Source organism: Planotetraspora mira, assembly GCF_016863275.1.
Taxonomy (GTDB): domain Bacteria; phylum Actinomycetota; class Actinomycetes; order Streptosporangiales; family Streptosporangiaceae; genus Planotetraspora; species Planotetraspora mira.
Genome location: NZ_BOOO01000036.1, coordinates 1 through 24,290, shown reverse-complemented (window position 1 = coordinate 24,290; position 24,290 = coordinate 1). Strand labels below are relative to the sequence as shown.

General features: G+C 70.2%; 21 protein-coding genes. 10 read left to right on the top strand and 11 right to left on the bottom strand.

Annotation, left to right across the window (positions count from 1 at the left end):
• Positions 1–69: 69 nt before the first annotated feature.
• Positions 70–708 carry a hypothetical protein gene (locus tag Pmi06nite_RS30180; protein ID WP_203956556.1) on the bottom strand — a complete coding sequence of 213 codons (639 nt, stop codon included), beginning with the start codon at positions 706–708 and terminating at the stop codon, positions 70–72.
• A 167-nt stretch (positions 709–875) separates the two neighbouring features.
• Between Pmi06nite_RS30180 and Pmi06nite_RS30175 the strand changes: the two genes are divergently transcribed.
• Positions 876–1,982: an LLM class flavin-dependent oxidoreductase gene (locus tag Pmi06nite_RS30175; protein WP_203956719.1), complete on the top strand. Its 1,107-nt coding sequence runs from the start codon at positions 876–878 to the stop codon at positions 1,980–1,982.
• 29 nt (positions 1,983–2,011) lie between these two features.
• A complete protein-coding gene (locus Pmi06nite_RS30170) occupies positions 2,012–2,629 on the top strand; it encodes an FMN reductase (RefSeq protein ID WP_203956555.1) in 618 nt (205 codons plus the stop codon).
• A 79-nt stretch (positions 2,630–2,708) separates the two neighbouring features.
• Here the strand turns inward: Pmi06nite_RS30170 and Pmi06nite_RS30165 are convergent, their stop codons facing one another.
• The 4 genes from Pmi06nite_RS30165 to Pmi06nite_RS30150 are packed head-to-tail and all read right to left on the bottom strand — an operon-like array spanning position 2,709 to position 5,583.
• Positions 2,709–3,431 carry a TetR/AcrR family transcriptional regulator gene (locus Pmi06nite_RS30165; protein ID WP_203956554.1) on the bottom strand — a complete coding sequence of 241 codons (723 nt, stop codon included), beginning with the start codon at positions 3,429–3,431 and terminating at the stop codon, positions 2,709–2,711.
• Positions 3,432–3,446: 15 nt separating this feature from the next.
• Entirely contained in the window at positions 3,447–4,694 is a 1,248-nt protein-coding gene (locus Pmi06nite_RS30160; RefSeq protein WP_203956553.1) for a ZIP family metal transporter, read from the bottom strand.
• The gene (locus Pmi06nite_RS30155; RefSeq protein WP_203956552.1) at positions 4,685–4,846 is read right to left on the bottom strand and encodes a hypothetical protein; all 162 of its coding nucleotides are present in this window, start codon (positions 4,844–4,846) and stop codon (positions 4,685–4,687) included. Before Pmi06nite_RS30155 ends, Pmi06nite_RS30160 begins: the two co-directional genes overlap by 10 nt.
• Positions 4,843–5,583, bottom strand: a complete 741-nt coding sequence (locus tag Pmi06nite_RS30150; protein WP_203956551.1) for a DivIVA domain-containing protein — start codon at positions 5,581–5,583, stop codon at positions 4,843–4,845. Before Pmi06nite_RS30150 ends, Pmi06nite_RS30155 begins: the two co-directional genes overlap by 4 nt.
• A gap of 339 nt (positions 5,584–5,922) precedes the next feature.
• On the opposite strand from Pmi06nite_RS30150, the gene Pmi06nite_RS30145 reads away from it, so the two are divergent.
• Positions 5,923–7,008: a cation diffusion facilitator family transporter gene (locus tag Pmi06nite_RS30145; RefSeq protein WP_203956550.1), complete on the top strand. Its 1,086-nt coding sequence runs from the start codon at positions 5,923–5,925 to the stop codon at positions 7,006–7,008.
• Between the two features lie 191 nt (positions 7,009–7,199).
• On the top strand, positions 7,200–7,619 hold the full coding sequence (locus tag Pmi06nite_RS30140) for a CBS domain-containing protein (protein WP_203956549.1): 420 nt from the start codon (positions 7,200–7,202) through the stop codon (positions 7,617–7,619).
• 31 nt (positions 7,620–7,650) lie between these two features.
• On the opposite strand, the gene Pmi06nite_RS30135 is transcribed toward Pmi06nite_RS30140, so the two are convergent.
• A complete protein-coding gene (locus Pmi06nite_RS30135; RefSeq protein WP_203956548.1) occupies positions 7,651–10,275 on the bottom strand; it encodes a CHAT domain-containing protein in 2,625 nt (874 codons plus the stop codon).
• A 126-nt stretch (positions 10,276–10,401) separates the two neighbouring features.
• Between Pmi06nite_RS30135 and Pmi06nite_RS30130 the strand changes: the two genes are divergently transcribed.
• Complete coding sequence (locus Pmi06nite_RS30130; RefSeq protein WP_203956547.1) at positions 10,402–11,913, top strand: S8/S53 family peptidase; 1,512 nt, start codon at positions 10,402–10,404, stop codon at positions 11,911–11,913.
• 185 nt (positions 11,914–12,098) lie between these two features.
• Here Pmi06nite_RS30130 and Pmi06nite_RS30125 read toward each other — a convergent pair whose 3' ends face one another.
• Positions 12,099–13,568: an MFS transporter gene (locus Pmi06nite_RS30125; protein ID WP_203956546.1), complete on the bottom strand. Its 1,470-nt coding sequence runs from the start codon at positions 13,566–13,568 to the stop codon at positions 12,099–12,101.
• Between the two features lie 211 nt (positions 13,569–13,779).
• Between Pmi06nite_RS30125 and Pmi06nite_RS30120 the strand changes: the two genes are divergently transcribed.
• A complete protein-coding gene (locus Pmi06nite_RS30120) occupies positions 13,780–14,334 on the top strand; it encodes an AAA family ATPase (protein WP_239114324.1) in 555 nt (184 codons plus the stop codon).
• On the opposite strand, the gene Pmi06nite_RS30115 is transcribed toward Pmi06nite_RS30120, so the two are convergent.
• Together Pmi06nite_RS30115 and Pmi06nite_RS30110 are read right to left on the bottom strand one after the other, a co-directional pair.
• A complete protein-coding gene (locus Pmi06nite_RS30115) occupies positions 14,301–16,052 on the bottom strand; it encodes an ABC transporter ATP-binding protein (RefSeq protein ID WP_203956544.1) in 1,752 nt (583 codons plus the stop codon). The two genes, Pmi06nite_RS30120 and Pmi06nite_RS30115, sit on opposite strands and share 34 nt — an antisense overlap.
• A gap of 80 nt (positions 16,053–16,132) precedes the next feature.
• Complete coding sequence (locus Pmi06nite_RS30110) at positions 16,133–16,777, bottom strand: nitroreductase family protein (protein WP_239114294.1); 645 nt, start codon at positions 16,775–16,777, stop codon at positions 16,133–16,135.
• A gap of 112 nt (positions 16,778–16,889) precedes the next feature.
• Here Pmi06nite_RS30110 and Pmi06nite_RS30105 point away from each other — a divergent pair, with 112 nt between their 5' ends.
• The 4 genes from Pmi06nite_RS30105 (at position 16,890) to Pmi06nite_RS30090 (ending at position 20,275) form a co-directional block, all read left to right on the top strand.
• Entirely contained in the window at positions 16,890–17,606 is a 717-nt protein-coding gene (locus Pmi06nite_RS30105) for an IclR family transcriptional regulator (protein ID WP_203956542.1), read from the top strand.
• Between the two features lie 123 nt (positions 17,607–17,729).
• On the top strand, positions 17,730–18,716 hold the full coding sequence (locus Pmi06nite_RS30100; RefSeq protein WP_203956541.1) for a glutathione S-transferase C-terminal domain-containing protein: 987 nt from the start codon (positions 17,730–17,732) through the stop codon (positions 18,714–18,716).
• A gap of 125 nt (positions 18,717–18,841) precedes the next feature.
• A complete protein-coding gene (locus Pmi06nite_RS30095) occupies positions 18,842–19,225 on the top strand; it encodes a VOC family protein (protein WP_203956540.1) in 384 nt (127 codons plus the stop codon).
• 819 nt (positions 19,226–20,044) lie between these two features.
• Positions 20,045–20,275, top strand: a complete 231-nt coding sequence (locus tag Pmi06nite_RS30090; RefSeq protein ID WP_203956539.1) for an alpha/beta fold hydrolase — start codon at positions 20,045–20,047, stop codon at positions 20,273–20,275.
• Here the strand turns inward: Pmi06nite_RS30090 and Pmi06nite_RS30085 are convergent.
• A complete protein-coding gene (locus tag Pmi06nite_RS30085; protein WP_203956538.1) occupies positions 20,272–23,019 on the bottom strand; it encodes an AfsR/SARP family transcriptional regulator in 2,748 nt (915 codons plus the stop codon). The two genes, Pmi06nite_RS30090 and Pmi06nite_RS30085, sit on opposite strands and share 4 nt — an antisense overlap.
• 421 nt (positions 23,020–23,440) lie before the next feature.
• Positions 23,441–24,055, bottom strand: a complete 615-nt coding sequence (locus Pmi06nite_RS30080; RefSeq protein WP_203956537.1) for a hypothetical protein — start codon at positions 24,053–24,055, stop codon at positions 23,441–23,443.
• Positions 24,056–24,290: the final 235 nt, after the last annotated feature.

Genomic DNA, 24,290 nt, shown 5'->3' with positions numbered 1-24,290 from the left:
CGGGCCGGCGCGGACCGTCTTGTTGTGGTGCCGGATGCGCGGGTTGACGTGATCGGCCGGAGGTGGGGTTCAGGCGGGGGTGCCGCCGTCTCCGTCGCCGCAACACGCCACCGCGGGCCCGCCGAGCGGGTTGTCCATCGACGGCGCGGGCGACATCGGTAAGACCGACAAGAGCGGAATGGTTCTGATCAGCAGCGCGCCGAAGCCGAACTGGAACGTCGCCTCCCCCTGGAGGAGGAACCCGTCGTCCTGCAGCAGATAGACGGCCGCGATGATGCCGCCGGCGAGCTGGACGAGCAGGAGCGCGGCGCCTGCGCCGTGCGCCCAGGCGACGAGCCGTAAGGCGAGCAGCAACTGGAGCATGAACAGAGCCGCACCCAGCAGCCGGTGGGTCCAGTCGACCGCGCCGCTCAGTGTGTACGGCGTCAGGATGATCCCGCCGAGCAGGAGCGCGAACGCGTCGGCCGCGATCCGCAGATGACCTGGCGACGGCGACGTGGACGCCGCGTGGCGTAACGCCCTTCGGGTGAACAACGCCGCACTCAGGATGCCCACCGCGTAGGGCAGGACCGTCTCCCAATGAACGCCGTAGTAGCTCATCCCGTTGTTGGCCCCCAGGCCCTCGGGCATCAGCACGATACAGAGCAGCAAACCAACAAGCAGGCAGACCTGTCCTCTGACCAGGTCGCCCATGACCTTGTCCCGCATCGGGCGGTGCGCCTCCCCTCTCCGCCGGATGCTTCATCATCGATGAGGATCAGCGGGGCCGTCGAGGCCTCCCGTCACGCTTCAAGCGTTCTCCGAACGGGAATAAGATCCCCTCGTCTGCGTTAAAGGTGGTTGAAATTTCAACGACAAGGAGACTGGTGAGCACGATGCAGTTCGGAATCTTCTCCGTCGGCGACGTCACCACCGACCCGACCACGGGTAGGACGCCGAGCGAGCACGAGCGAATCAAGGCGATGGTGGCCATCGCCCTCAAGGCGGAGGAGGTGGGGCTGGACGTCTTCGCGACCGGCGAGCACCACAACCCGCCCTTCGTCCCGTCCTCACCGACCACCCTGCTGGGGTACGTCGCGGCGAGGACCGAACGCCTGATCCTCTCGACGGCGACGACGCTGATCACCACGAGCGACCCGGTGAAGATCGCTGAAGACTTCGCGATGTTGCAGCACCTGGCCGACGGCCGGGTCGACCTGATGATGGGCCGTGGCAACACCGGCCCGGTCTACCCCTGGTTCGGACAGGACATCCGCCAGGGCATCCCGCTCGCGATCGAGAACTACGCCCTGCTCCACCAGTTGTGGCGCGAGGACGTGGTCGACTGGGAGGGACGGTTCCGCACCCCGCTGCAGGGCTTCACCTCGACGCCCCGCCCGCTGGACGGCGTTCCGCCGTTCGTCTGGCACGGCTCGATCCGCAGCCCGGAGATCGCCGAGCAGGCCGCCTACTACGGCGACGGCTTCTTCCACAACAACATCTTCTGGCCGATGGAGCACACGCGGCAGATGATCCGCCTCTATCGGGAGCGCTACGCCCACTACGGGCACGGCACCCCCGAGCAGGCCATCGTCGGCCTCGGCGGTCAGGTGTTCATGCGTAAGAACTCCCAGGACGCCGTCCGCGAGTTCCGCCCCTACTTCGACAACGCCCCCGTGTACGGCCACGGGCCGTCGCTCGAGGACTTCACCAGGGAGACCCCGCTCACGGTGGGAAGCCCGCAGGAGGTCATCGACAGGACGCTGACCTTCCGGGAGTCCTTCGGCGACTACCAGCGTCAGCTCTTCCTGATGGACCACGCGGGGCTGCCCCTCAAGACCGTGCTGGAGCAGCTCGACATCCTCGGCGAGGAGGTCGTGCCCGTGCTCCGCAAGGAGTTCGCGGTGGGACGGCCGAGCGAGGTGCCCGACAGCCCGACCCACCGGTCCCTCATCGCCCGGCGCGACGCCGAGCAGGCCGAGCCCGCGGCCTCCGGATCCTGACTTCTGAACGAACGAGTGTGGAGAAGAACGTGAAGCCCCTGAAGATAGTGGCCGTCTCCGCCGGCCTCAGCCAGCCGTCGTCGACGCGTCTGCTCGCCGACCGGCTGGCGGAGGCGACCCGACGGCGGCTCGCCGAGGAGCGAGAGGTCGAGGTACGCGTGGTCGAACTGCGCGACGTCGCCACCGACGTCGCGAAGAACATGGTGACCGGATTCCCCGGCCCCGTGCTGCGCGAAGTGATCGAGGCCGTGACGGAGGCGGACGGACTGATCGCGGTCACCCCAATTTTCACCGCCTCCTACAGCGGGCTGTTCAAGTCGTTCTTCGACGTGATCGACAGTGACGCGCTCGCCGGGAAGCCTGTTCTCATCGCGGCGACAGGAGGCACGGCCCGGCATTCGCTGGCTCTCGAGCACGCCCTGCGCCCGATGTTCGTCTACCTGCGGGCGCTCGTCTTGCCGACGGCCGTGTACGCGGCGTCGGAGGACTGGGGCGGCGGCGGGGACGCCCACACGGACGGCCTCGCCGTCAGGATCGACCGTGCGGCCGGGGAGTTGGCCGACCTGCTGCTGCGGCGGCCTCCGGCGACCAGACCGGTCGAGACGGTCGTCCCGTTCGCGGAGCAGCTGGCCGCGCTGCGCCCCTGAGCGGCCGGGCCGGACGGCCCTCGGCGGAAGATCCCGTCGCACTCGAAGAGGCCAGGCATCCGCCCCGGACGGCCTGGCCTCAGGCCCCGGACGGCGCCCCGGCGAGACTTGTGAGCCACTGCTGGAGCAGGGCGGTCTCGGCCGAGGTCAGGACCGCCGGAGGCGCGTCACGCAACTGCGCGCTGAGTGTGGTCGCCGTCACCGGGACGCCCGGCGCTCCGGCCGCCGTTCCCGGCGCCGTCCCGCCGTCCGCGGGAGCCTCGTCGACGGTGATGGACGCGATGACGGCGTCACGCACCAGACGAGAGAAGCCCTGGTCGGTGTAGATGGCGGGGCGGGAGACCAGGGACAGGGCGACTCCCGCGTTGGCGGACATGACCATCTGAGCCGCGAGCTGCGGCGAGATCCGGAGCCTGCCCGCCGCCGCGCATCGCTCGAGCACCGCCACCAGCAGCCCGTGCGCCTCGGCCGCCGCGCCCGGCGGGGCCGAGAGACCGGGCGAGTACATCAGCCGGTAGTAGTTGGGGTTGTCGACCGCGAACGCCACATGGTTGTCCCATCCGTCCCGCAGGTCCTGCACGGGGTCGGCCGACGGCTGGGCCGCCCGCTTGCCCGCCAGATACTGCTCGAAGCCGTAGTCGACGACCGCGGTCAGCAACCCCTCCTTGTCGCCGAACTGCCGGTAGAGCGCCGGCGCACCGACCCCCGCGGCCTCACAGACCGCCCGGGTCGAGATGTCCGCCTCCGGCGACTCGGAGAGCAAAGTCGCGGCGGCCTGAAGTATCCGCGTTTTCGCATCCATGATAACGATGCTAGCTCATTCGGGATGGCCGTCGAAGACCGCCAGCAACTTGCGGCGCTCGTCCTCGGACAGGTCGGCGATGTGCCGCTTCTCATCGACGCCGCTCGACTGGATCAGGGAGTCGACCCTTTCCGGCAGGTACCCGGGCAGAAGACGGACGATCCGGCCGACGACCACACGCCCGGTGGTCTCATCGTGCCGTTTGAGCACGTCGCCGAGGCTCAGTTTTCCCGACGTCACGGCCTCACGGAGCTCCGCCCGGTTGAGCGGGCCGGCGTCGGTCGTCGCCGTCGCCCCGGGAACCCGGGCGAGCGGCGCCGTCGGTGAGGTGCTCGAGCCACCCGCCAGAGCCGGCGGCGCCCCGTGGGCGTGGGCCACGGCCGCGTCGGGGAACCCCGCGAGAGAGTGCCGGAAGAGCGGGGCCGCCTGCTCGGGCTCACCCTCGCCGTGGAGGGTGTGCGCCGTGACGATGATGACCCCCACGGTCGTGGCGGCCATGGCCGCGATCGTGACCTGGCGCCGGGAGAGCCGGCCGTCCCGCTGGTTGCTCGCGGCGAGCTTCATGCCCACCACCGCGGTGCGGAGCAGCACGCCCATGACCATGCTCAGCAGGATCGGCACAAGCCAGCCGGGCATCGGGGCGACGGTGGCCATCAGCACCCCGACGGCCGGGCTCACGCACGCGACCACCAGCCAGGGGGCGACGCGCTGCCTGGCCAGGTCCAGGAGAGCGGCCAGCGCGAGCCCCTCACTCGCCGAGTGGATCGTCAGCGCCACGATCACGACGGCCGACGCGGTGAGCCCGAGGGTCGCGCCCTCGATCGCACGGTGGAGCGTGAGCGCGGCGGCGGTTCCCATGCCGCCGAACAACGCCGCGTCGACCGCCTGCTTCACCCGGCGATGACGCCCGGGCGCGTGCATCGCGCCCGGAGCCGCGTCGGACGGACAGGCACACCCGCGTCGCGTGAAATAGGTGATGACGAGAAAGCCGAACGAGCCGGAGAGAAGGAGCGTCCAAAGGGGGACTCCGGCCTCCACGGCCTCCGACCACGCGTCAGGCAGCAGGTCGACCAGCGCCGTGACCAGCATCATCGCCGAGGCGATCGCCAGCCACAGGCTCAACCGCCGGGTGTTGCGCCGGGCCATCCACGCACCGGCCAGGGTCGCGGCGCAGACCAGGACCACCGCCGCCCACGCCTCCCGCCTGCCCGGAATCGCCTCCAGCACCGGCCCGACGGTGCCCACCCAATCCGTTAGCGGCATCGCTGAGATCTCCTGTCGATCTGCTCGGTCTGCTCGATCTGCTCGGTCCGCCGGTCGGTCCGGTCACCGTTCTGCTCGTTGTCCCACTCGCTGCGGTGCTCGCTGCGGTGCGAGGTGTCGCGCACGCTGTCCCGCGACGTCGCGGCGTTCATCCGAGTGCGCGCCCGTTCGCGCCCGGATGGGACTGCTCCCCCGCCGCCAGGCCGCTCACCAGGGGTGCCGTGTCGCCGTCACGGTCGCCGTCGGCATCATCCGAGGCGGCGTGCTGGGCGAGGATCGGCTGGACACCGCCGAAATCGGGAAGTTCGTCGAGCAGTCCGTGGAGCCGGCCGATCTCGCCGTCCACGATCTCCCGCAGGCGCGCACCGAGGTCGGCCACGAAGGCGTGCAGTCCTTCCACCCGGCGCTCGAGGACGTCCCGATGGGACTCTCTGGCCTCGCGTTGCAGCAGCGCCGCCCGTCCCAGCGCGTCGCTCTCCACCATCTCGGCCTGCTCCTGCGCCCTGGCCAGGATCGCGTGCGCCTCCTCCTGGGCCATGGCCAAGGTCCGGTCGGCGGCCTCCTGGGCGATCTCGACGATGCGCACCGCGCTGTCACCGGGCGAGAGCACCGCCCGCTGGATGTTCTGTTCCGCCTGGTCCTGCCGGACCCTGAGCTCCTCGTTGTCCCGCAGGACGCGGCTCAGGGTGGTCTCGACCTGCCCGAGGAAGCGGTCCACCTCGGCCAGGTCGTACCCCTCCCGCAGGCGGACGACCGTGAACACCTGGTTGCGCACGGCGGCCGGGCTCAGCAGGCCCGTCACCCCGTGCGGGTCGGAGCCCGCCCGCACGGCCGAACCGTTCTCGGCCACATCCACAGCGGAGTGGCCGTGCCCATGTCCTTCGCCCATGACCTACCTCACCGAGCCTTTCGACATGTCTCCGCGGGCACTGTGGGCCGCCGCGGCATGGAGGATCCGCACGGAGGCCGTCCTCTTGGCGATTGCCACGCTGTCTCCCTTCGATGGCATCGCCTCCCCCAGCGGGAGCCCGGCGGGTCGGCCCAGTGTTGCCGGGCCGGCCTGCGATGCTTACTGAAAGTAGTTCTCCAGTTACTTATCGTTTACACATCTGAGCAATCAATCAATCGTTCTTGGCCCTCCCGGAGGGCTCTCGAGTGAGATACGGAACGCGACCGGCCCGCTACGGCGTGCCTTGACAGCGGCTCCGACCGGCCTACACTCGCACATATGAATATCCGTTCACATGTCGTGCCGACTGATGCCCAGCACAAGCACGGACATGGGCACGGACACGGCCACGGGCACGCGGTGGCCGCCGACGCCGACAGGCGTCTGCTCGGTGGTGCGCTCGCGCTCATCGTCGCCTTCATGGCCGTGGAGGTGGTGATCGGCCTCATCGCCCGGTCACTCGCGCTGGTCTCCGACGCGGGCCACATGCTCACCGACGCCATCGCGATCGTCTTCGCCCTGATCGCGATGCGGATATCGGCCAGGCCGCCTCAGGGTGGTTTCACCTACGGGCTCAAGCGAGCCGAGATCATCTCAGCGCAGATCAACGGGATCACGCTGCTCCTGCTGGGGGCGTACTTCGTGGCCGAGGGCATCCGGCGGCTGATCGTGCCGCCCGAGGTCGAGGGCGCCTACGTGGTGGCGACGGGGCTCGCCGGGATCATCGTCAACCTCGCGGCGACCTGGCTCCTCAACAGGGCCGACCGGACCAGCCTCAACGTCGAGGGCGCCTTCCAGCACATCCTCAACGACCTGTACGCGTTCATCGCCACCACCGTCGCCGGGGCGGTCGTCTGGCTCACCGGCTGGGGCAGGGCCGACGCCGTCGCCGCCCTCATCGTCGCGGCGCTGATGCTGAAGGCGGGCTGGGCTCTGGTCCGGGACTCGGGCCGGATCTTCATGGAGGCGGCGCCCGCGGGCCTGAACCCCACCGAGATCGGCCGCAAGACCGCCGCTCTGGAGCACGTCGCCGAAGTCCACGACCTGCACATCTGGGAGGTCACCTCGGGCTATCCCGCGATGTCCGCGCACATCCTGGTGGCGCCGGGCGCGGACTGTCACACCGTACGGCAGGCCGCGGAACGGCTGGTCCACGACGAATGGGGAATCGGGCACACCACCCTCCAGGTCGACCACGCCGCTCCGGAGGTGCTGGCCCTGGGCCGTACCAAGCCCGGCCACTGCGCCGACCCCCGCTCCAACCGCACCGCTGACGCCGATCCCCCCTCAGCCGATCCCGAGCCCGTCGGCGCCGTCCTCGCCGTGCCCGGCCACCCCACCGAGCACGGCGAGGACGGCGGGTGACTCCGGGATTCCGCGACGGAGGCGGACTCCGCCCCTGTGGGGAACGGCACCGGACCGTGCCCTGCGGGGAGCGGCACCGGACCGCATGGGGCGTCGGCCGAACACCCGGATCGGGACTTTCGACACTGTTTCCCGCGCTCGGCCCCCTCACATGATGGAAGGTGAGGCAAATACCGAAGGAGGAGATCCCGGTGACCACAGCGCGAGAGATCATGCACCCTGGGGTCAAATGCGTCGGTGAACATCAGACGCTCCGGGCCGCCGCTGTGCTCATGCGCGACCTGGACGTGGGCGCCCTGCCGATCTGCGGTGACGACGACCGGCTCCAGGGCATCATCACCGATCGGGACATCGTGACCAAGTGCGTCGCGATCGGCTGCGACCCGATGTCGATGACCGCCGGCCAGCTCGCCCAGGGCAAGCCGGTCACGATCACCGCTGACGCGGATGTCAGCCGTGTGCTCCAGACGATGGAGGAGAGCCGGATCCGCCGGCTTCCCGTCATCGAGGACCACCGGCTCGTGGGCCTGATCACTGAGGCGGATCTGGCCCGTCACCTGCCCGAGGACGAGGTCGGGCACTTCGTGGAGTCCGTCTGCGCGACCCCGTGACCCACGGCCGTTCGACCGGACCGCTCGCCGCTCAGGCGGCCCCGATGGCGGAGAAGGACCATCCGGTGGCCTGGTGGAGAGCGGAGGACGGGAGCGTCGCGCGTGCGTCGCGGAGGGCCTCGGCCAGTCCGCGCCCGCTCCTCAGCGCCTGATGCAGGGCGACCATGAGCGGGACCACGGCTTCGTCGTGCACGGGCACCGAGCTGGCGACGATCCCGGCGGTGCCGAGCGGAAGCAGCGCGGTCGCGAGGCCGAGCAGTTCGTCCGCGCCCACCGGTTCGAGCGTGCCCGAGTCGCAGCTCGACAGGACGATCCGGTAGGGAGCGCTCCTGAGCCGTTCGAGGTCGTGCACGATCAGCGGGCCGTCGTCCATCTGCAGCGAGGAGAACATCGGGCTGTCGGCGCGGAAGGTCCCGTGCGCGGCGATGTGGGCGATGCGGCAGCCGTCGATCTCCTTCAGCACGGAGTCGCCGGTGGCCGTCCCGTTCTCCAGCACGGTCGCGCCGCCGTACAGGTCCGCCAGAACCGGCACCTCCGCACCGCCGGTCGCCAGGCCGGGGCCGCGGACGAGCACCACCCGGTCCCCGCGCGGCTCGATCCGCCGGGCGCGCAGCCATGTGCTCGCGGACGGCGACACACTCAGCACGCGCTCCCGCAGCGCGGGCAGCAGCGCCCACGGCACGCCGTGGAGCGGCCCGGGCGGGACGACGACGACCGGCTCCTCCCCCACCAGATGCCGTACGGCGGGCCCGAGCAGGGTCTCCTGGAGCCGCCGCCCGGCCTCCTCGAGAAGGGCGGTCCGCCCGCCCGGCCCCTGGTAGGCGAACCTGCGCAGGGCCGCGCGCGCGTGCTCGGCCTCCGCCGCGGCGTCGGCGACCCGGCCCGCCTGGAACGCGCGGACCCGGCCGCTCCCACAGAGCAGGACGACCAGCCGGCCGTCGAGCGCGACGATCTCGATCAGCCACCCGTCGCCGAGGGCGGCGAGCAGGGCACGCGCGTCCACGCGGTGGTCGGGCGCGGTCCCCTCGCTCCGCATCCGCAGGCTGCGCGCGCGGATGTCCCGCTCCAGCCGCTCCTGCTCCCTGCGTAACCACGGCACCGGGCTGCCCGCCGACCTGGCGGCCTCCACGCGGCTGGAGATCTCACGGAACGCCGTCAGGTCCCGCTGCAACTCGGGGTCGTCCGGCGGCCGGGCGGGCGGGACGGCGAGCGCGACCGCACGCCGGCGCTCGCTCCAGACGAGGAACCTCCGCGGGTCGCCCGAGGTCGCCCGTTGCGCGAGGGTCGCGAGTTCGGCTCCCCGCGCGGTCACGCGGGCCCGCAACTCGGACGCCCCCAGCGTCATGCGGTGCTCGTCGAGCAGTTCGAGCCCCCGCCGGCAGGCGTCGAGCAGCCCGCGGCTCCGCCCCGCCGCCTCGGCCAGCAGCGCCTGGGCGACCCAGCCGTCGACCCGCGCGACGGCGGGTCCCCGCCACCTCGCCTTCGCGGCGACGGCCAGATGTCTGTCCGCGTCGGCCCGCCGGCCGAGGGCCGTGGCCGTACGGCCGGCCAGCAGGAACGCCTGGACGGATTCCGGCGACCCGAGTCCGGTGAGCCCCTCGGCGACCGCGACCGCCTCCCGCAGGAGAGTCTCCGACGCCTGCCCGGCTGCGAGGCGGGCCTGGACACGCACGAGCCGCGCGTGGGCCTCCCACCACTCGCGCCGCTGCGCGGAGAACGAGCGCACCGCGGCGTCGGCGCGGGCGGCCGCCGCCTCGGGATCGCCGGAGTCGTTGAGCGCCCGTGCGGCGACGAGCATGAGTTCGGCTCTTCGCGTGGTCTGGCCGCCCAGCCGGTCGAGCAGTTCCGTCGCCGCGTCGGCCTCCTGCGCCGCCTCACGGGCGAGCCCGGCCGCGAGCAGGGCGCCGCAGCGGGAGCCGGCCAGGACGAACGCGGGCGTGCCGAGGGCGGCGTAGCGCCGCGCCGCCTCGTCGAAGTGGCCGAGCGCGGCGGGGAGGTCTCCCGCGCGGAACGCGGCGAGCCCGCGGTTCTCCACGGCGACGGCCTTGTCGTGCTCCTGGTCGGTGGCGTCCCACAGCCGCTCGGCGGCGGCGAAGTCGGCCTGGGCCCACTCGGCGGCGCCCATGGCCAGGTTGACGGTGGCGCGCAGGGTCAGCGCCCGGGCGCTCCAGATGATGTCGCCCGCCCGTCTCAGAATGGGGATGGCCCGCCGCAGGTCCTCCAGTGCCTCGCGGTGACGGCCGAGCACCCACGACGCGTACGACCGGCGGAACAGCACGCGGGCCAGCGTGACCCCCGTCCCGCGGGCGACCCCCTGGTCCAGGGTGTCCAGCCCCCGTCTCGTGCGGCCGGCGTGGACGTACGCGGCTCCGAGGGTGGCGAGCACGTCCGCCTCACGGTCGGCGGAACCGGACCTCGCCGCCAGGTCGCGCGCTCGCCGCAGGTGCCCGAGTCCGACCGCGAGTTCGCCGAAGTCGCGCTGCCATATGCCGATCACCTGGTGCGCGATGGAGGCCTCATACGGCCCAGGGCCGGGCTCCGCGTCCAGCAGCGCGTGAGCCCGTTCGAGGGCCTCCCCCGGTCGCGCGAACACCAGGGGCAGCAGTTCCACCGGATCCGGTACGGACGGTCGCCCCGATGATCTTCCCGCGACCACGGCTCGATGTTAGACATTGAGTGACCGGCACGTCCACCCTCCGTGCATCACACGGATGTATCAGACCGCCGGTCACCGGCTCTCGTTCATGACACCACGACATCCGGCTTCACAAGGAGCGGCTCCATGGCGCCGAACAGATTCAGAGAGCAGTTCGAGGTGATACGGCGGGCGTTCGCGGACGACGCCGCCAATCCCGTTCAAGTGACCATGAACGAGGCGGAGGGACTCGTCTACGAGAAGACCCACATCCTCACGCGGGGCGACGACGTCGAGCAGGTCCTCACCCTGCTCAACGAGAGGCTCCCCCGCAACCGCCGGCGGCTGATCCAGAACACGGAGAACCCGGACACGCAGCCGTCGGACACCTATCGCATCCAGGTCGGGGACCCCGCGGAGGAGGCCGACGACGACGGAGGCGTGACCGACGCGTTGAACGAGTTGCGGGCCGAACGGAGCACGCACGGGTCGACGCTGGCCACCATGAACCACGTCGTCAGCATCACCAACGTGAACTGCTGCCCCGCCGACGAGCCCGACACCGTGCGGGCGACCGGCGAGGGGGCTCTGAACCCGGGCCTCGCCCCGCGGATCGACTCCGAGGAGACCGTCGACATCCTGGTGATCGACACCGGGCTCGTGAGCGACTACAGGAAACACTCGTGGATCGCCACAGGGACCGGCGAGCCGGCGGACCTCTTCATCGGCGGAGCGCCGAGGGGCGGCGGATCGTTGCCGCTCATCGACGCCGGCGGCATGCTGAAGCCGCACGAGACGGCGCCCGACGGGACACTCCTCCAGTACGTCGGGCACGGCACGTTCATCCTGGCTCTCATCCGGGCCGTGGCGCCCACCGCGAGCGTCTACGTCCACAACGCGCTGCAGGGTGTCAAGGCGGGGGCCATCCTGGAGAACGACCTGGGCAACGTCCTGTTCGGCGTCATCGCGGAGCGTGGCTGGCCCGACATCCTCAGCCTGTCCGCCGGCACGGGGACGGCCGACCAGGCGGCGCTCAAGGGGCTCGAGCACTTCATGGACCGGCTGCGCCAGACGAGGACCCTGCTGGTCGCCGCGGCCGGCAACGACGGCCTGGCCAGGAAGTTCCACCCCGCGGCGTACGCGGGCGACCGCGACTTCCGCGACGCGGTCGTGTCGGTCGGGGCGCTGCGCAACGACGAGGAGCCCAAGGGCGCCTGCTTCACCAACTACGGACCGTGGGTCCGCGTCTACGCCCCTGGTGAGCGCCTCACCAGCGCCCTGACGGGAGTCGGCGAGAGTGTGCCCTACGTGTACCAGCACTCGACCTTCGACGACTGCCGTTACCTCGGCGGCGATGACTCCTACGAGGAGTGCGTCTGCCAACTCCCCAACCACACCGGCGTCCTCAGCACCGAGCCGCCGGTCGGGACCAGCACGGACTTCACCGGGCTGGCGCGATGGAGCGGCACGTCGTTCGCCACGCCGATCGTCGCCGCCATGATCGCCAACCACATGCTCTGGACGGGCGAGCGCAATCCGAGGGAGGCCGCGAAGGACCTGCTCGCCACGCGTCACAGCCATGCGAAGGTACGCGGAAGGGACGCCCTCGCGCTGATCCCCGACACCTGGCGTCCCTTCGACTACACCCCCACCTCGTAGGGGCTCCAGCGCACTCTTCCGGCAGAACGAGGGAATCCATGAACTCCGACGACGACCGACTCGAAGGCACCCTGTCCCGTGCCGTGGAGTTCATGGATCCCCTGCCCTCCTCCCTCATCCCGCCGGCCGTGGCCGCTCACGCCATGCGTGCGGTGGACGACGAGTTCGCCCGGCTGACCTTCGACTCACTCACCGGGCCGCTGCTCGTCCGGACGGGAGGCGGGACGCGCCTGCTCGCGTACGAATGCGGCGGGACGACCGTCGAGGTGGAGGTCGTGCACAGTGGCGCCGCCACCACCATCGTGGGACGGCTCGTCCCGCCGCGACCCGCTGAGATCATCGTCGAGACGGGCACAGCGGCCGGCACCGGAATCGGCGGCGGCCGCGTCGCCGTCAGGACCGACTCCCTCGGGCGCTTCACCTGCGGCGGCGTTCCCCCCGGGCCGTTCCGGCTCCGCTGCCGGCTGGACGACACCGTGGTCGTCACCGAGTGGACCGGGGACTGGTAGCCGTCGGCCCGCGGCGGTGAGGAACGGCACGGCGAGGCCGAGCACCGCGGCCGACCCGGTGAGCGCCGCGCCGATCGACAGGCGTTGGGCGAGCAGGCCAAGAGGCGGGCCTCCCACGAGTTCTCCGGCGGCGTCCGCCTGCGAGAACAGCGAGTAGACCGTCGCACGGCTCGCGGGCTCCGTCTGACGGGCCAGCCAGGCCGCGCGCGCCGGCTCGGCCGCCGACCGCGCCATGCTCGCCCCGGCCCACGCGAGGGCGGCGACCCAGAACACGCCGGTCAGCGCGAACACGGCCGTCGCCGCCGCGCCCAGCGTCTGCAAGACGGCCAGTGTGCGAGCCGTACGCGCCGGGTCGGTCAGGTCGGTCAGCCTGCGGACCAGTTCGGTGACGCCGGCCGCCCCCGCCATCGCCGCCACGGCCATGACTCCGAACCAGTACGGCCCGGTGCCCCAGGACCGGATGAAGTGGACCTGCCCGAGCCGGTCGAAGCCTTCGCTCGCGAAGGCGGTCAACAGCACCGCGACCAGCATGAGCTTCATCGGGCGGCTACGGCGGGCCGCGGCGACCGCAAGCCCGGCCTGGTCCCGCATCGACCGCATCGACCCCCGCCACGCGGCGTGCCGGGCCTGCGGGCGGAAGCCCCGCTCGGGCATCGCGGCGGCGAGGAGGAGGCCGAGGACCAGCCAGACGACGGCGCCCACGACGAGAGGGACGTTCAGCCCGAACCCGGCCAGCCAGACCGACGCCCCGATGCCGGCCACGGTCGCCGCCTGGTCGACTTGCGCACCGCGCACGAGAAGGGGGCTCACGCGTCCGGGGCCGACCTCGTCGGCGACCCACGCGTCCTGGGCGCCGTCGACGAACGTCCAGCCGACGCCCAGGACCGCGTTGGCCACCAGGATCGGCCCGAAATGGGGCGCCAGACCTTCGATCAGCACGCCGGTCCCGAACAGCAGGTATCCGACGACGACCGACAGCCTGCGGCTGCGCAGGTCTGCGAGCACCCCCGTCGGCACCTGCGCGACCAGGCAGACGACCTCCAGCGTCGTGCCGACGATGACGAGCTGAAGGGGCCCGAGACCCGCGACCTGTGCCTGGTACACCAGATTGAGGGTGAACGCGCAGCCGGCGGCGAAGGCCGCCATCCCGCGAATGATCAAATACGTGACGGAGGCACGCAAAACAGGCTCCAATGGGTGGGAAGGGTGGTTACCCTCCGGCGCCCATCCGTTCAGACGACGCCGGAGTCCGAATCGCCGTCACGCACTGTCATCGGTGAACTCCTCACGTCGCCCGTACGCGCACGATAACCGCCCGGCGCGCCCGGCGACTATAGGGTTCCGGTTCGTGGGAACGATGCGCAGGGTCTCGGTGGTGGGCAACTCCGGGTCGGGCAAGACGACGCTGGCCCGCCGCCTGGCCGAGCAACTGGGCGCGCCGCATGTCGAGCTGGACGCGTTGTATCACCAGCCGGGCTGGGAGCCCCTGCCCGCCGACGAGTTCCGCCGCCGGATCGACGCGCTGGTCACCCGCGACGCCTGGGTGATCGACGGCAACTACAGCGCCGTGCGCGAACGGATCTGGGCCCGCGCCGACACGGTGATCTGGGTCGACCCCCCACGCCGGGTCGTCATGTGGCAGGTCGTCATCCGCACGCTGAGGAGGGCGGCCACGCGGGCCGAGTTGTGGAACGGCAACAGGGAACGCTGGCGCAACCTGACCACACTCGATCCGCACGAGTCGGTCGTGATGTGGGCGTGGACGAAACACCGCGAGTACCGGGACAGGTACACGCGAGCCGCAGCCTCCGCGGAGCACGCACACCTGCGGTTCGTCCGCCTGCGATCGCGCCGCGACGTCCGCCGCCTCCTCGAGGCTCAGCCGGCCTGCAGCGCCCGCAACCCGGAGTAGACGCCCCCGCCGCGGAGCAGGTCCTCGTGCGAGCCGATCTCCACGATCCGGCCGTCCGCCATCACCACGATCCGGTCCGCTCCCCGGATGGTGGACAGGCGGTGCGCGACCACGAAGACGGTGCGGCCGGTCACCAGGCGGCCGAGCGCCTCCTGCACCAGCGCCTCGGAATGCGAGTCGAGCGCGGAGGTGGCCTCGTCCAGGATCAGCACCCGCGGATCGCGGATGAGCGCGCGGGCGATGGCCAGGCGCTGCCTCTGGCCGCCCGAGAGCCGGGCGCCGCGCTCACCGACGACCGTGTCCAGCCCGCCGGGAAGCCGGTCGATGAACTCCAGCGCGTTGGCGTCGCGCAGGGCCCGCCGCACGGTCTCCTCCGGCACGTCGCGCATGCCGTAGGTGACGTTCTCCCTGATGCTGCCCTCGAACAGGATCGACTCCTGGGGCACCACCGAGAGGAACCGGCGGTAGGTCCGCAGGTCGAGCGTCTCCATGTCCCTGCCGTCCAGGAGGATGGCGCCCGACGTGGGCCGCAGGAACCCGATGACGAGGTTGAGCACGGTGGACTTGCCCGCGCCCGACGCGCCCACCAGCGCGATCGTCTCGCCGAGCGCCACGGTGAGACTGAGGCCGTCGATCGCCGGGCGGCCCGGCTCGTAGGCGTAGGTCACGTCGCGGAACTCGAACGTCCCGGTGATCCCGTCGACCTCCTGCTTGCCGGCGTTCTGCTCCAGATCGGGCGCCTGCAGCACCTCGCCGATCGACCGGACCGCCTCGAGGCCCTTGCCGATCACGGGGGTGAGGCTCATCAGGGTGGTGACCGCCGAGGTGAGGGTGGCGAAGAAGGTGCTGAGCATGACCACGTCGCCCGGGGTGATCGCCAGCACGCCGTAGTAGGCGATCAGCGCCGACCCGGCGAGGAAGCCGACGCCCAGGACGTTGAGGATGATCCAGGCGAGCGAGCCGAACCTGCCGTTGACCAGGTCGAGACGCAGGCCGGTGCGCAGGACCTTGCTCAGGGTGCGGTCGACCCGGTGCAGCGCGTCCTGCTCCAGCCCGTGCGCCCGGGTGATCGGGATGAGCGCGGTCATCTCGCTCACGCGTGAGGAGAGCCGCTCCACCTCTTGGCGGAAGCTCTCGTTGTCGGACCGCATCCGGCCGCGCATGCGCATGACGAGGACCGAGGCCGCCGGGACGACGAGGAGGAAGACCGGCAGCGCGAGCGGCACCTTGAACGCGATCACCCCGAGGCCGCCGACGAGCATGGCGAGTGCGCTCAGGCCGCCGTCACTCGCCTGCTGCGCCATCTGCTCGACGACCTCGACGTCGCGGATGACCTTGGTCTGCAGGACTCCGGCGCTGACCCTGGAGTGATAGCCGATCGACAGGTCCTGCATGCGGCGGCACAGCGCCGACCGCACCCGCGTTCCCATCCGGCGGATGGCGCCGTGCATGTTGCGGACATAGAGCAGATGGCCGGGATAGTTGAGGACCAGCAGGAAGAGCAGCACGCCCGTGTTGGCCCACAACTCCACGACGGGCCGGTGTGCCACCAGCACGTCGATCACGTTGGCGGTGATCAGAGGAAGCGTCCAGGTCGGGCTGTGCTTCACCATGAACGCGATGACGGCAACGGCGATGCCGCGCCGATCCTCGCTGAACAGGTAGGCGAGGGTCCGGACCGGATGCTCCCCGCGATAACGATGATCCAGCGCCGTCATGCCCGACCTCTCCGTACGATCCCCGGAGATCCTTACATCACCCGATTAACGGGATATTTCAGGAAATAGGGGTGGTCTCCTCACCACCGGTCCCAGTGCAGGACCTCCTCACGTGGGACACGGCGGGCCGGGCGGAAATCCGTGCCGATCGTGTACGCCAGGGGGATGAAGGCGGCCAGCATCACATCGTCGTACGGAACGCCGAGGACCTCGGCCATGTCCCGCTCGAGTGGCGCCTGGCCCGTGGTCCAGACCGTCCCGAGCCCGCGGGCGCGGGCGGCCAGCATGAAGCTCCACACCGCGGGCAGGATCGAGCCCCACGTCATCGCCTGGTCGAGCACGGGCGCGCCGTCCGTGCGGCCCTCGACGCACGGAATCACGAGAGCCGGGACCCGGTCGATGACCTGGTAGAGATGGGTGAAGCCCTCGGCGATCCGCTCCATGGACCCTGGATGGGCGTACATCCGCCTGACGTCCTGAGGGTTGACGGGCCGGGCGCCCTCGGCGGAGGCGACGCCCCGCCGGAAGACCTCGGCCACGGCCGCCCGCCGCTCGGGCTCGGTCACGACGACGAAGTGCCAGCGCTGGCGGTTGCGGCCGGTGGGGGCCTGCACGGCGAGGTCCACGCATTCCTCGATCAGCGCCCGGGGCACGGTCCTGGTGAGGTCGAGGCGCTTGCGCACGGCACGGGTGGTGGAAAGGAGTTCGTCGGCCGAGAGGTCCATGAGCATTCCCTTAGATCAGGATCGGAATTAGGTAAAACCCGGAATTTCCAACCTGACAGCGAGTTGTGACTGGTAGGAAGGCTCGACTTTCACCCACTGAAAGGGCGTGAACATGTCCGTCGCCGGAAGACTCCTGTCGGTCCTGGGCGCGTTCCAGGACGGGCCGGAGTCGTTGCGGCTGTCGGACATCGCCGAACGGACCGGCCTCCCGCTGCCGACCGCGCTGCGGATGGCCAGGGAACTGGTCCTGTGGGGCGGCCTCGAGCGGCAGCGCGACGGGACCTACCGCGTCGGCACGCGGTTGTGGGCCCTCGGCGAGCTCACCCCCTGCCTGCGCAGGTTGCGCGCGACCGGCCGGCCCTTCCTGCGCGAACTCCACGATGTCACCCGGTCGGCGGCGCGGCTGTTCGTCCTCGACGGGCACCACGCCATGGTGCTCGACGAGTTGGGCTCCCCCGTCCTGTACGGCTCCCGCCTGCCCGCGCACGCCACCGCTGCCGGCCGGGCGCTGCTCGCGGACGCCCCCGAGACGGTGGTCGACAAGGCCCTCGCCGAGCCGGCCCGGCTGACGCCGTACACGATCACGAACGTGAACGTGCTCGCTCAGCGACTCCAGGCCGTACGCGAGGGAGGCGTCGCCGCGTCGCACGAGGAATGGCGACAGGGGGTGGTCTGCCTGGCGGTTCCCGTGACGGCAGGCGACGTGGGCACGGTCGCGGCGCTGTCGGTGTCGGCGACACCCGCCGTCACCTCCACCCAGACCGGCAGGATCACCCGGGCGCTCGTGGACGCGGCCGCCCACATGTCGCGCTCACTGGACCAGGCTTGAACCCCGGGCACCGCTCGAGGAGCATCACAGTTGCGAATCTCAATTTCCAGACTACTCTGGTAGGAATTACAGGTTTAATGAGAACGAGCCGATACGACCGGCCAGTGCCCGGAAGGTGACGTCATGACCGCACCAGCGGAGAGCCCCGCATACGCGAGCCCGGTGGACATCGAGACCTATGGCCCGTACGGCCCGGGGCGGATCGACAGCTCCTCGGGATGGAATCGTCCGCGTTACCCCTTCCAGGACCGGATCACCGCCGACGGCTCGAGCGGATACCCGGCGGAGCCCGGTCGCTACCACCTCTACGTCGGCTGGTTCTGCCCATGGGCGCAGCGCACGGCGATCGTCCGGTCGCTCAAAGGCCTCGACGAGGTGGTGACGCTCTCCTACGTCGACGACGAGCGCGACGCCCGCGGATGGGCGTTCCGCGAGCGCCGCGGGGCCGACCCGGTGAACGGGTTCCTGTTCCTGGAACAGGCCTACGACGCGACCGAGCCGGGCTATCCGGGACACCTGTCGGTGCCGGCGCTCTGGGACCGGCAGACCGGCAGGCTCGTCAGCAACAACTTCCCGGACATCACCATCGACCTGGGCACCCAGTTCGAGCAGTGGGGAGACCCGGACATCCGGCTCTACCCGGAGCACCTGCGCCCGCAGATCGACGAGCTGAACGAGGAGATCTACCGGAAGGTCAACAACGGCACCTACCGGGTCGCCGGGGCGACCACGCAGGAGGACTACGAGGAGTTCCGCCACGACTTGATCGCGACACTGGACGACCTCGACGCCCGGCTGGCCGACCGCCGGTTCCTGTTCGGCGACCACATCACCGAGTCGGACGTCCGGCTGTGGGTGACGCTCGCCCGCTTCGACCTCGGGTACAACCCGCTCGGCAAGATCAGCGAGCGCCCGCTCACGGCCTTCCCCCACCTGTGGGGCTACGCCCGCGACCTCTACCAGCACTCCGCCTTCCGGGACACCACCGACTTCGGCTCCTTCCACTTCAAGGGCGCCTCGTTCCTCAACGACGGCCCCGTCCGCATCGAGGTGGAGCCGCGCGAGGCCGACTGGGAGGCCCCGCACGGCCGCGAAAAGCTCGGCGCCTGATCCGCGCACGGCCGGCCACCCGCTCGCGTCCCGGCGGAGCGGGTGCCGGCATTGTTGCGGATGGTCCCGGCGGTGATCTCATCGATCACATATCGCCGAGGCGTGCACAGCGGTACCTTGCAGACATGGCGACACATTGGACGCTTGGTTGTGATGCAGCCGACCCGCAGGGGATAGCGGCGTTCTGGGCGAGCGCGCTCGGGTATGTGAGTGAGCCGGGTTACGACGATCCAGATGGTGCCTCCATCGTCGATCCGAACGGCCTGGGTCCTGCCATCGGCTTTCTCAGGGTGCCGGAGGGCAAGACAGCCAAGAACAAGATGCACATCGACATCCGAGTGGCGGGCGAGCCGCCCTGGGACATGGCCGAGCGCGAGCAGCTCATCCGTGTGAAGGTAGCCGAACTGGTCACCGCCGGGGCAACGGCTGTCCGCGAGGAGTCCTACGGTGAGCAGCTTGGTCATATCGTGATGCTCGACCCAGAAGGCAACGAGTTCTGCGTCGCGTGACGGCGAAAAGGGCACGATGCGGGACTCGGCACTCTTGATCGTAGCCAGGCAGAACCTACGGGTCCTTGTAGACCTCTTCTTCTGCGGCTTTCACATCACTGCCGAGCGAGTGCCCGACTGGTCGATTTCCGGGGTGCCCGGGCTGGCCCTTCAGTGCGCTGAACATGTGGGATTCACAGGACAAGCGCTAGACCCCAGGATCACGGTCAATGCTTTGGGAGCAAGAAGTCGCAGGTTCAAATCCTGTCGCCCCGACTCTCCAACCAGCAAGAAGGCCATCCCCAAGATCGGGGGTGGCCTTCTGCGTGACAAACTGAGTGACTACGGTTCCGGATCTTCCCTGAAGATGCGGTCCATGGCCACCGCTCCCCCAACGGCGAGGTCCCGTTCAGCCAGGCGGTGTTCTCGGGCGGCAAAGTCTCGTTCAACGAGATGACGTTCTCCGGCGGAGAGGTCGACTTTAGCGATCCTCGTGACTGGTCTCGGCCCCCGGTTGGCCTACCTGATCAGGCACCGGGATTGCATTTGCCCACGTTCCGGGACGGGACACCAAAGACAGCACCGCTGTCCTACCTCGGCTGATGCTTGACGCATCGACACCGCCTGATGCCTTACATGATCACGGCGAGACTGGCGACACTTCCTCTTCTGCCGAAAGTAGTGCATGTGATCATGCCAAGGTTCGGACGACGGCGTTGGACACGGCCGAGACGTTCATCGAGCCGTACGGCGAACGGTATGCGGAGGGCCTGGTTCTCTTCGTCCGTGTGAAGGCGTAGCGGGCCGGTCTACGGTGGCGCGGTCCTTTCGACGGCCGCCGTGGGGACCGAGCATGTCACGGCGCTGGTCTACGTGGCGGCCTTCGTCCCCGGCAGCGGGGAGGCCGTCGGTGCGTTGGTCGCGAACCCGGCGGCGGCGCAGGAGTTCATGGCTACCCGGGCCAACGCCACGGTGAGGGTGGTCGAGGGCGCCTCGCACATGGTGTTCGTCTCGCATCCGGACGTTATGGCGGCCTTCATCCAGCGGGCGGCCGCCGAGACGGCGTCCTAGCGGTGCCGGGCGAGCAGTTCTGCGAGCTGCCCGAGGTCGGCTCGCAGGAGCTCGGGTCCGCCGTCCTGGAATGTGCCCATCAGCTCGACGGCGCGGTCGAATGCCCGCCGCGCCCCGGCCACGTCACCCGTCGACAGCAGAAGCTTCGACAGATCCCGGAGCGTATAGACCTGCGTCGGTCCCTGCGCCAACACGCCGCCCAGCCGGACCGCTGCGGTGTATTCCTCGATCGCCTCGTCGACTCGGCCCATGCCCGCGAGGCTCTGCGCGAGCATGTGCCGGATCCACGCTTCCTCGGTCCACTGGTCGAGGTCACGGCAGATGTCGAGCGCCTGCCGCAACGCGTGTACCGCCTCCTCGAACCGCTTAAGCTCGGCGAGCGACTGACCTATGCGCATCAGGCCGTTGAGTTCGGTTTGACGCTCTCCGCTGAGCCGGCTCAGAGTCACCGCCTGCCGGGCGTGTTCCAGCGCCACCTCGTGGTCGCCGAGCGAGGTGTACACCGCCTGGAGGTTGTTCCGCACCGCGCTCTGCTCCTTGGTCATGCCGTGCTCGGTGTAGTGCCGCAACGCGGTCCGCAGCAGGTCGAGGGCGTCGTCGTTCGCGCCGGAGTACCAGCGGGGACCGGCGAGGCTGCGGCACAGGTGCGCCTCGCCGATCGCGTCACCTTGCTTGCGGGCGGCGCGCAGCGCCAAGCGGACGACGTCTTCCCAGTCGCGGATGAGGCCCGCACTCTCCAGGTACTGCGGCATGGCCAGGGCCAGCCGCCAAGGGGCGACACCGTGGTCACCCTCGGCCGAGACGTGGACAGCCTCGAACAGAACGTCGCGGTGACGGTCGAACCAGCCGTAGGCGTTGTCCAGTGAGCCCTGCCGCTCGGCGATAACGCCGTCCGGCGGAGGCGGCGGCGGTGAGATCCGGAAGTAGCTCTTCAGCTCGGACTGGGCATTCAGGACACTGTGCAGGTAATGCTGCAGAAGCCGGCTGACCGCCGCCGCCCGCTCGGCGGGCGGTTCGGTTTCCCGGAACAGCTCTTCCGCGTACGCCTTGACCAGGACGTGTGAGGTGAACCGGCCGTGGTCGTCCTCCGTCACCAGCGCGGCCTCCGCCAGTTCCATGAGGGCCTCGCGGGTGCGTCGCGGCTCCCACGCCGACAGGCTCGTGGCCGCCTCGGCCGTGATGCCCGGGGTCAGCGCGACCGACAGCAGCCGGAACAGCCGGGCCGCGTCGGGACTCAGCTGGCGGTACGACCACGCGAACGTCGTACGCGGGTCACGCACGCCCCGCCCGCCGGGGAACGCCGCCAGCCGGTGGGCGCCGTCGCGCAACTCCGCGACGACCGACGCGAGCGACAGTCGCGGATGGGCGCTGAGCCGGGCGCCCAGGATCGCCAGTGCCAGTGGCAGCCGCCCGGACAGCTCGACGATCGCGTCGAGGGACTCGGCGTCGCCGCCGGTGACACGTTCGGTGTGTGCGAGCCGCCGTTCGAGCATCTTGCGGGCGACCTGTCGGTCGGGCAGGTCGAGCCGGATGAGGCGGGCGCCTCCGAGGGCGGCCAGGCCTACCTGCGGGAGGCGGCTGGTGACCAGTACCAGACTTCCGGCCGAACCCGGCAGCAGCGGCTGGACCTGCGACTGGTCGCGGACGTTGTCCAGTAGCACCAGGATCCGCTTCCCGGCCGTGAGGCTGCGGTAGGTACCCACCAACGCCTCCAGCGACTCCGGGGCGTCCGCACCGCGCAACCCCAGTGCGTAGAGCAGGGAGCGCAGGGCTTCGACGGCCGGGACGCCCTCACTGTCGTCCTCGTGGCCCTGCAGGTCCAGGTAGAGCTGGCCGTCGGTGAACTTCCGGGCGACGCGGTGCGCGAAGTGCGCGGCGAGCGTCGACTTGCCCACGCCGCCCATGCCGTCCATCGCGATCACCAGTGGACCGGTGCGGTTGGTCGTCGCGGCCACGAAGTCGTCGAGCACCGCCAGTTCCGCCCGGCGTCCGACGAACAGCGGAAGATCGGGCGGCAGCTGGGCCGGGACAAGAACGGTGGGCGCGGTGGGCGGCACCACGGCTGGGGTGACCACGATCGGGGTCAGCACCCGCAGGTACGCCTCGCGCAGCTCGCGTCCCGGGTCGACACCGAGCTCGTCGGCGAGACGTTCACGAATCGACTGGTACACCGCCAGCCCTTCGGCCTGGCGATCGGCGCCGGCGAGCGCCGCCATCAGACCCGCGTGCACGGGTTCGTGGAGCGGGAACATTCTCGCGGCCAGTCGCAGCGGCGCGAGCACCTCGCCCGGACGGCCTTCGGCCACCGCGATACCGGCGGCATCGACCGCCGCGTCGACGAACTGGCCGTCGATGCCGGCGAAGACGGCCGCAGCCGCTGCGTTGTCCGCCAGGCCGCCGCCCGCCGGACCCTGACACAGCTGCAGGGCCTCGCCGTACCGGTCGAGCGCCTCACCCGTCCGCCCAGCGGCGGCCGCCGCTTTCGCCGCCGTGACGAACCGGCCGAAGGCGGCCAGGTCGAGCACGTCGGGACCGGCCGTCAGCCGGTAGCCGTTGCCCTGGCGGGCCAGGTACGACCCAGACGACCGCGGCGCCACGTCGGGTTCCAACATCCGGCGTAGTGCACCGATGTACTTTTGGATGATATTCACCGCGGTCGCCGGCGGGTCCGTCTCCCAGATCAGGTCGACGAGCTCGCCCAGTCCGACCGGCCGGCCGTGCTGCGCCAGCAGTAGTGCCAGCAAAGCCTGCTGCTGCCGGGGGCCGGCATCGACCTCGATATCACCCCGCCATACCCGTAACGGGCCCATGACCTGCAAGCGCAACCGAACCTTCATCAGGCGCCCAGCCGGTGGCAGTGGTAGACCGGGGCGGGCGACAGATTGGCCCACGACGTCCGGTTCGGGTGCGGTCACCGGCACAATTTACAGGCCGTGGCACGCGCCGCCGATGCGCACGGCTATCGCGCACGACACCGAACACTCAGATAGACGATGTATGCAGATACCCTTGCGAGATCACGTGCGCGGATCTGCCGCTGATCGCGCGTTGATCTTCGAATAGTCAACACGCGACTTTGCCGATGTGCGTGCACTCACGACATGAACTGCCGCTCCCACCACGGCCACGCTTCCGGCAGATGTGGAGCCGAGGACGTCCGTCACGTCAGCGGCTTCCTGGGCGGACGGGCGACCATACTGCTTCCAGGCCATGGTCGCTGGCGTAGTGCACGTACGGCCGCAACTCGGGAGCGTGCTCCAGGTCGCGACGCAGCGCGCGCAGATGAGCTGACCTCGCCGCTAGGAACGGTTGGGCGGCGAGTAGGCCCCGAAGGTCCCCGAACCGCCAATCCACACCCAGCAGCTTCCTGACTCGTACCAGCAGCTGAACGGCATCGACCGGAACGTTGTCTACATAGACGTCGGCGGTTGGCGGCAGCTCCGGCTCCGGGTCGGGTGGCAGGGCGAAGCGGGAATGCAGCCACACCTCGAACACGGGAGCAACAACATCGAGGTCGACTTCGCCGAGGCCGCCCAGGTCGGCCCGGAACACCGGGCCGCCGCCACCGTCGCACCTGAGGAACAATCCCCGATCGCCTTCTTGGCCGATCATGAGATAGCCCGTGAGCCACTCGCCGATCCCGTAGGTCGCGTGGCGCTCCAGCAGGGATTCCAGGCAGAACATGACCACCCCGTCGGCGACGACGTCATCGGTGATCGACGCCAACCACCGCTGATAGACGGCATCCGTCCGGGAAAGAAGCTGCTCGACCATCTCCACCGCCGACTCCTACCCGTCGTCGCCCGGCGTGGGCACGCCTGCTCCGGCTGGCCCAACCCGACACCCCGGAGGCCAACACCGTAGCCCTGCCCCCGCTGCATCCTGTCGTCGCGATCTTCGCTTCCGGATCTGCCGCGAGTCGTACCCGCGGCCAGACTCCGAATTGATCATGTCAACCATCAACCGAGGCCGCAGTGTCAAGCATCAGCCGAGGTAGGACACAAAGACAGCACCG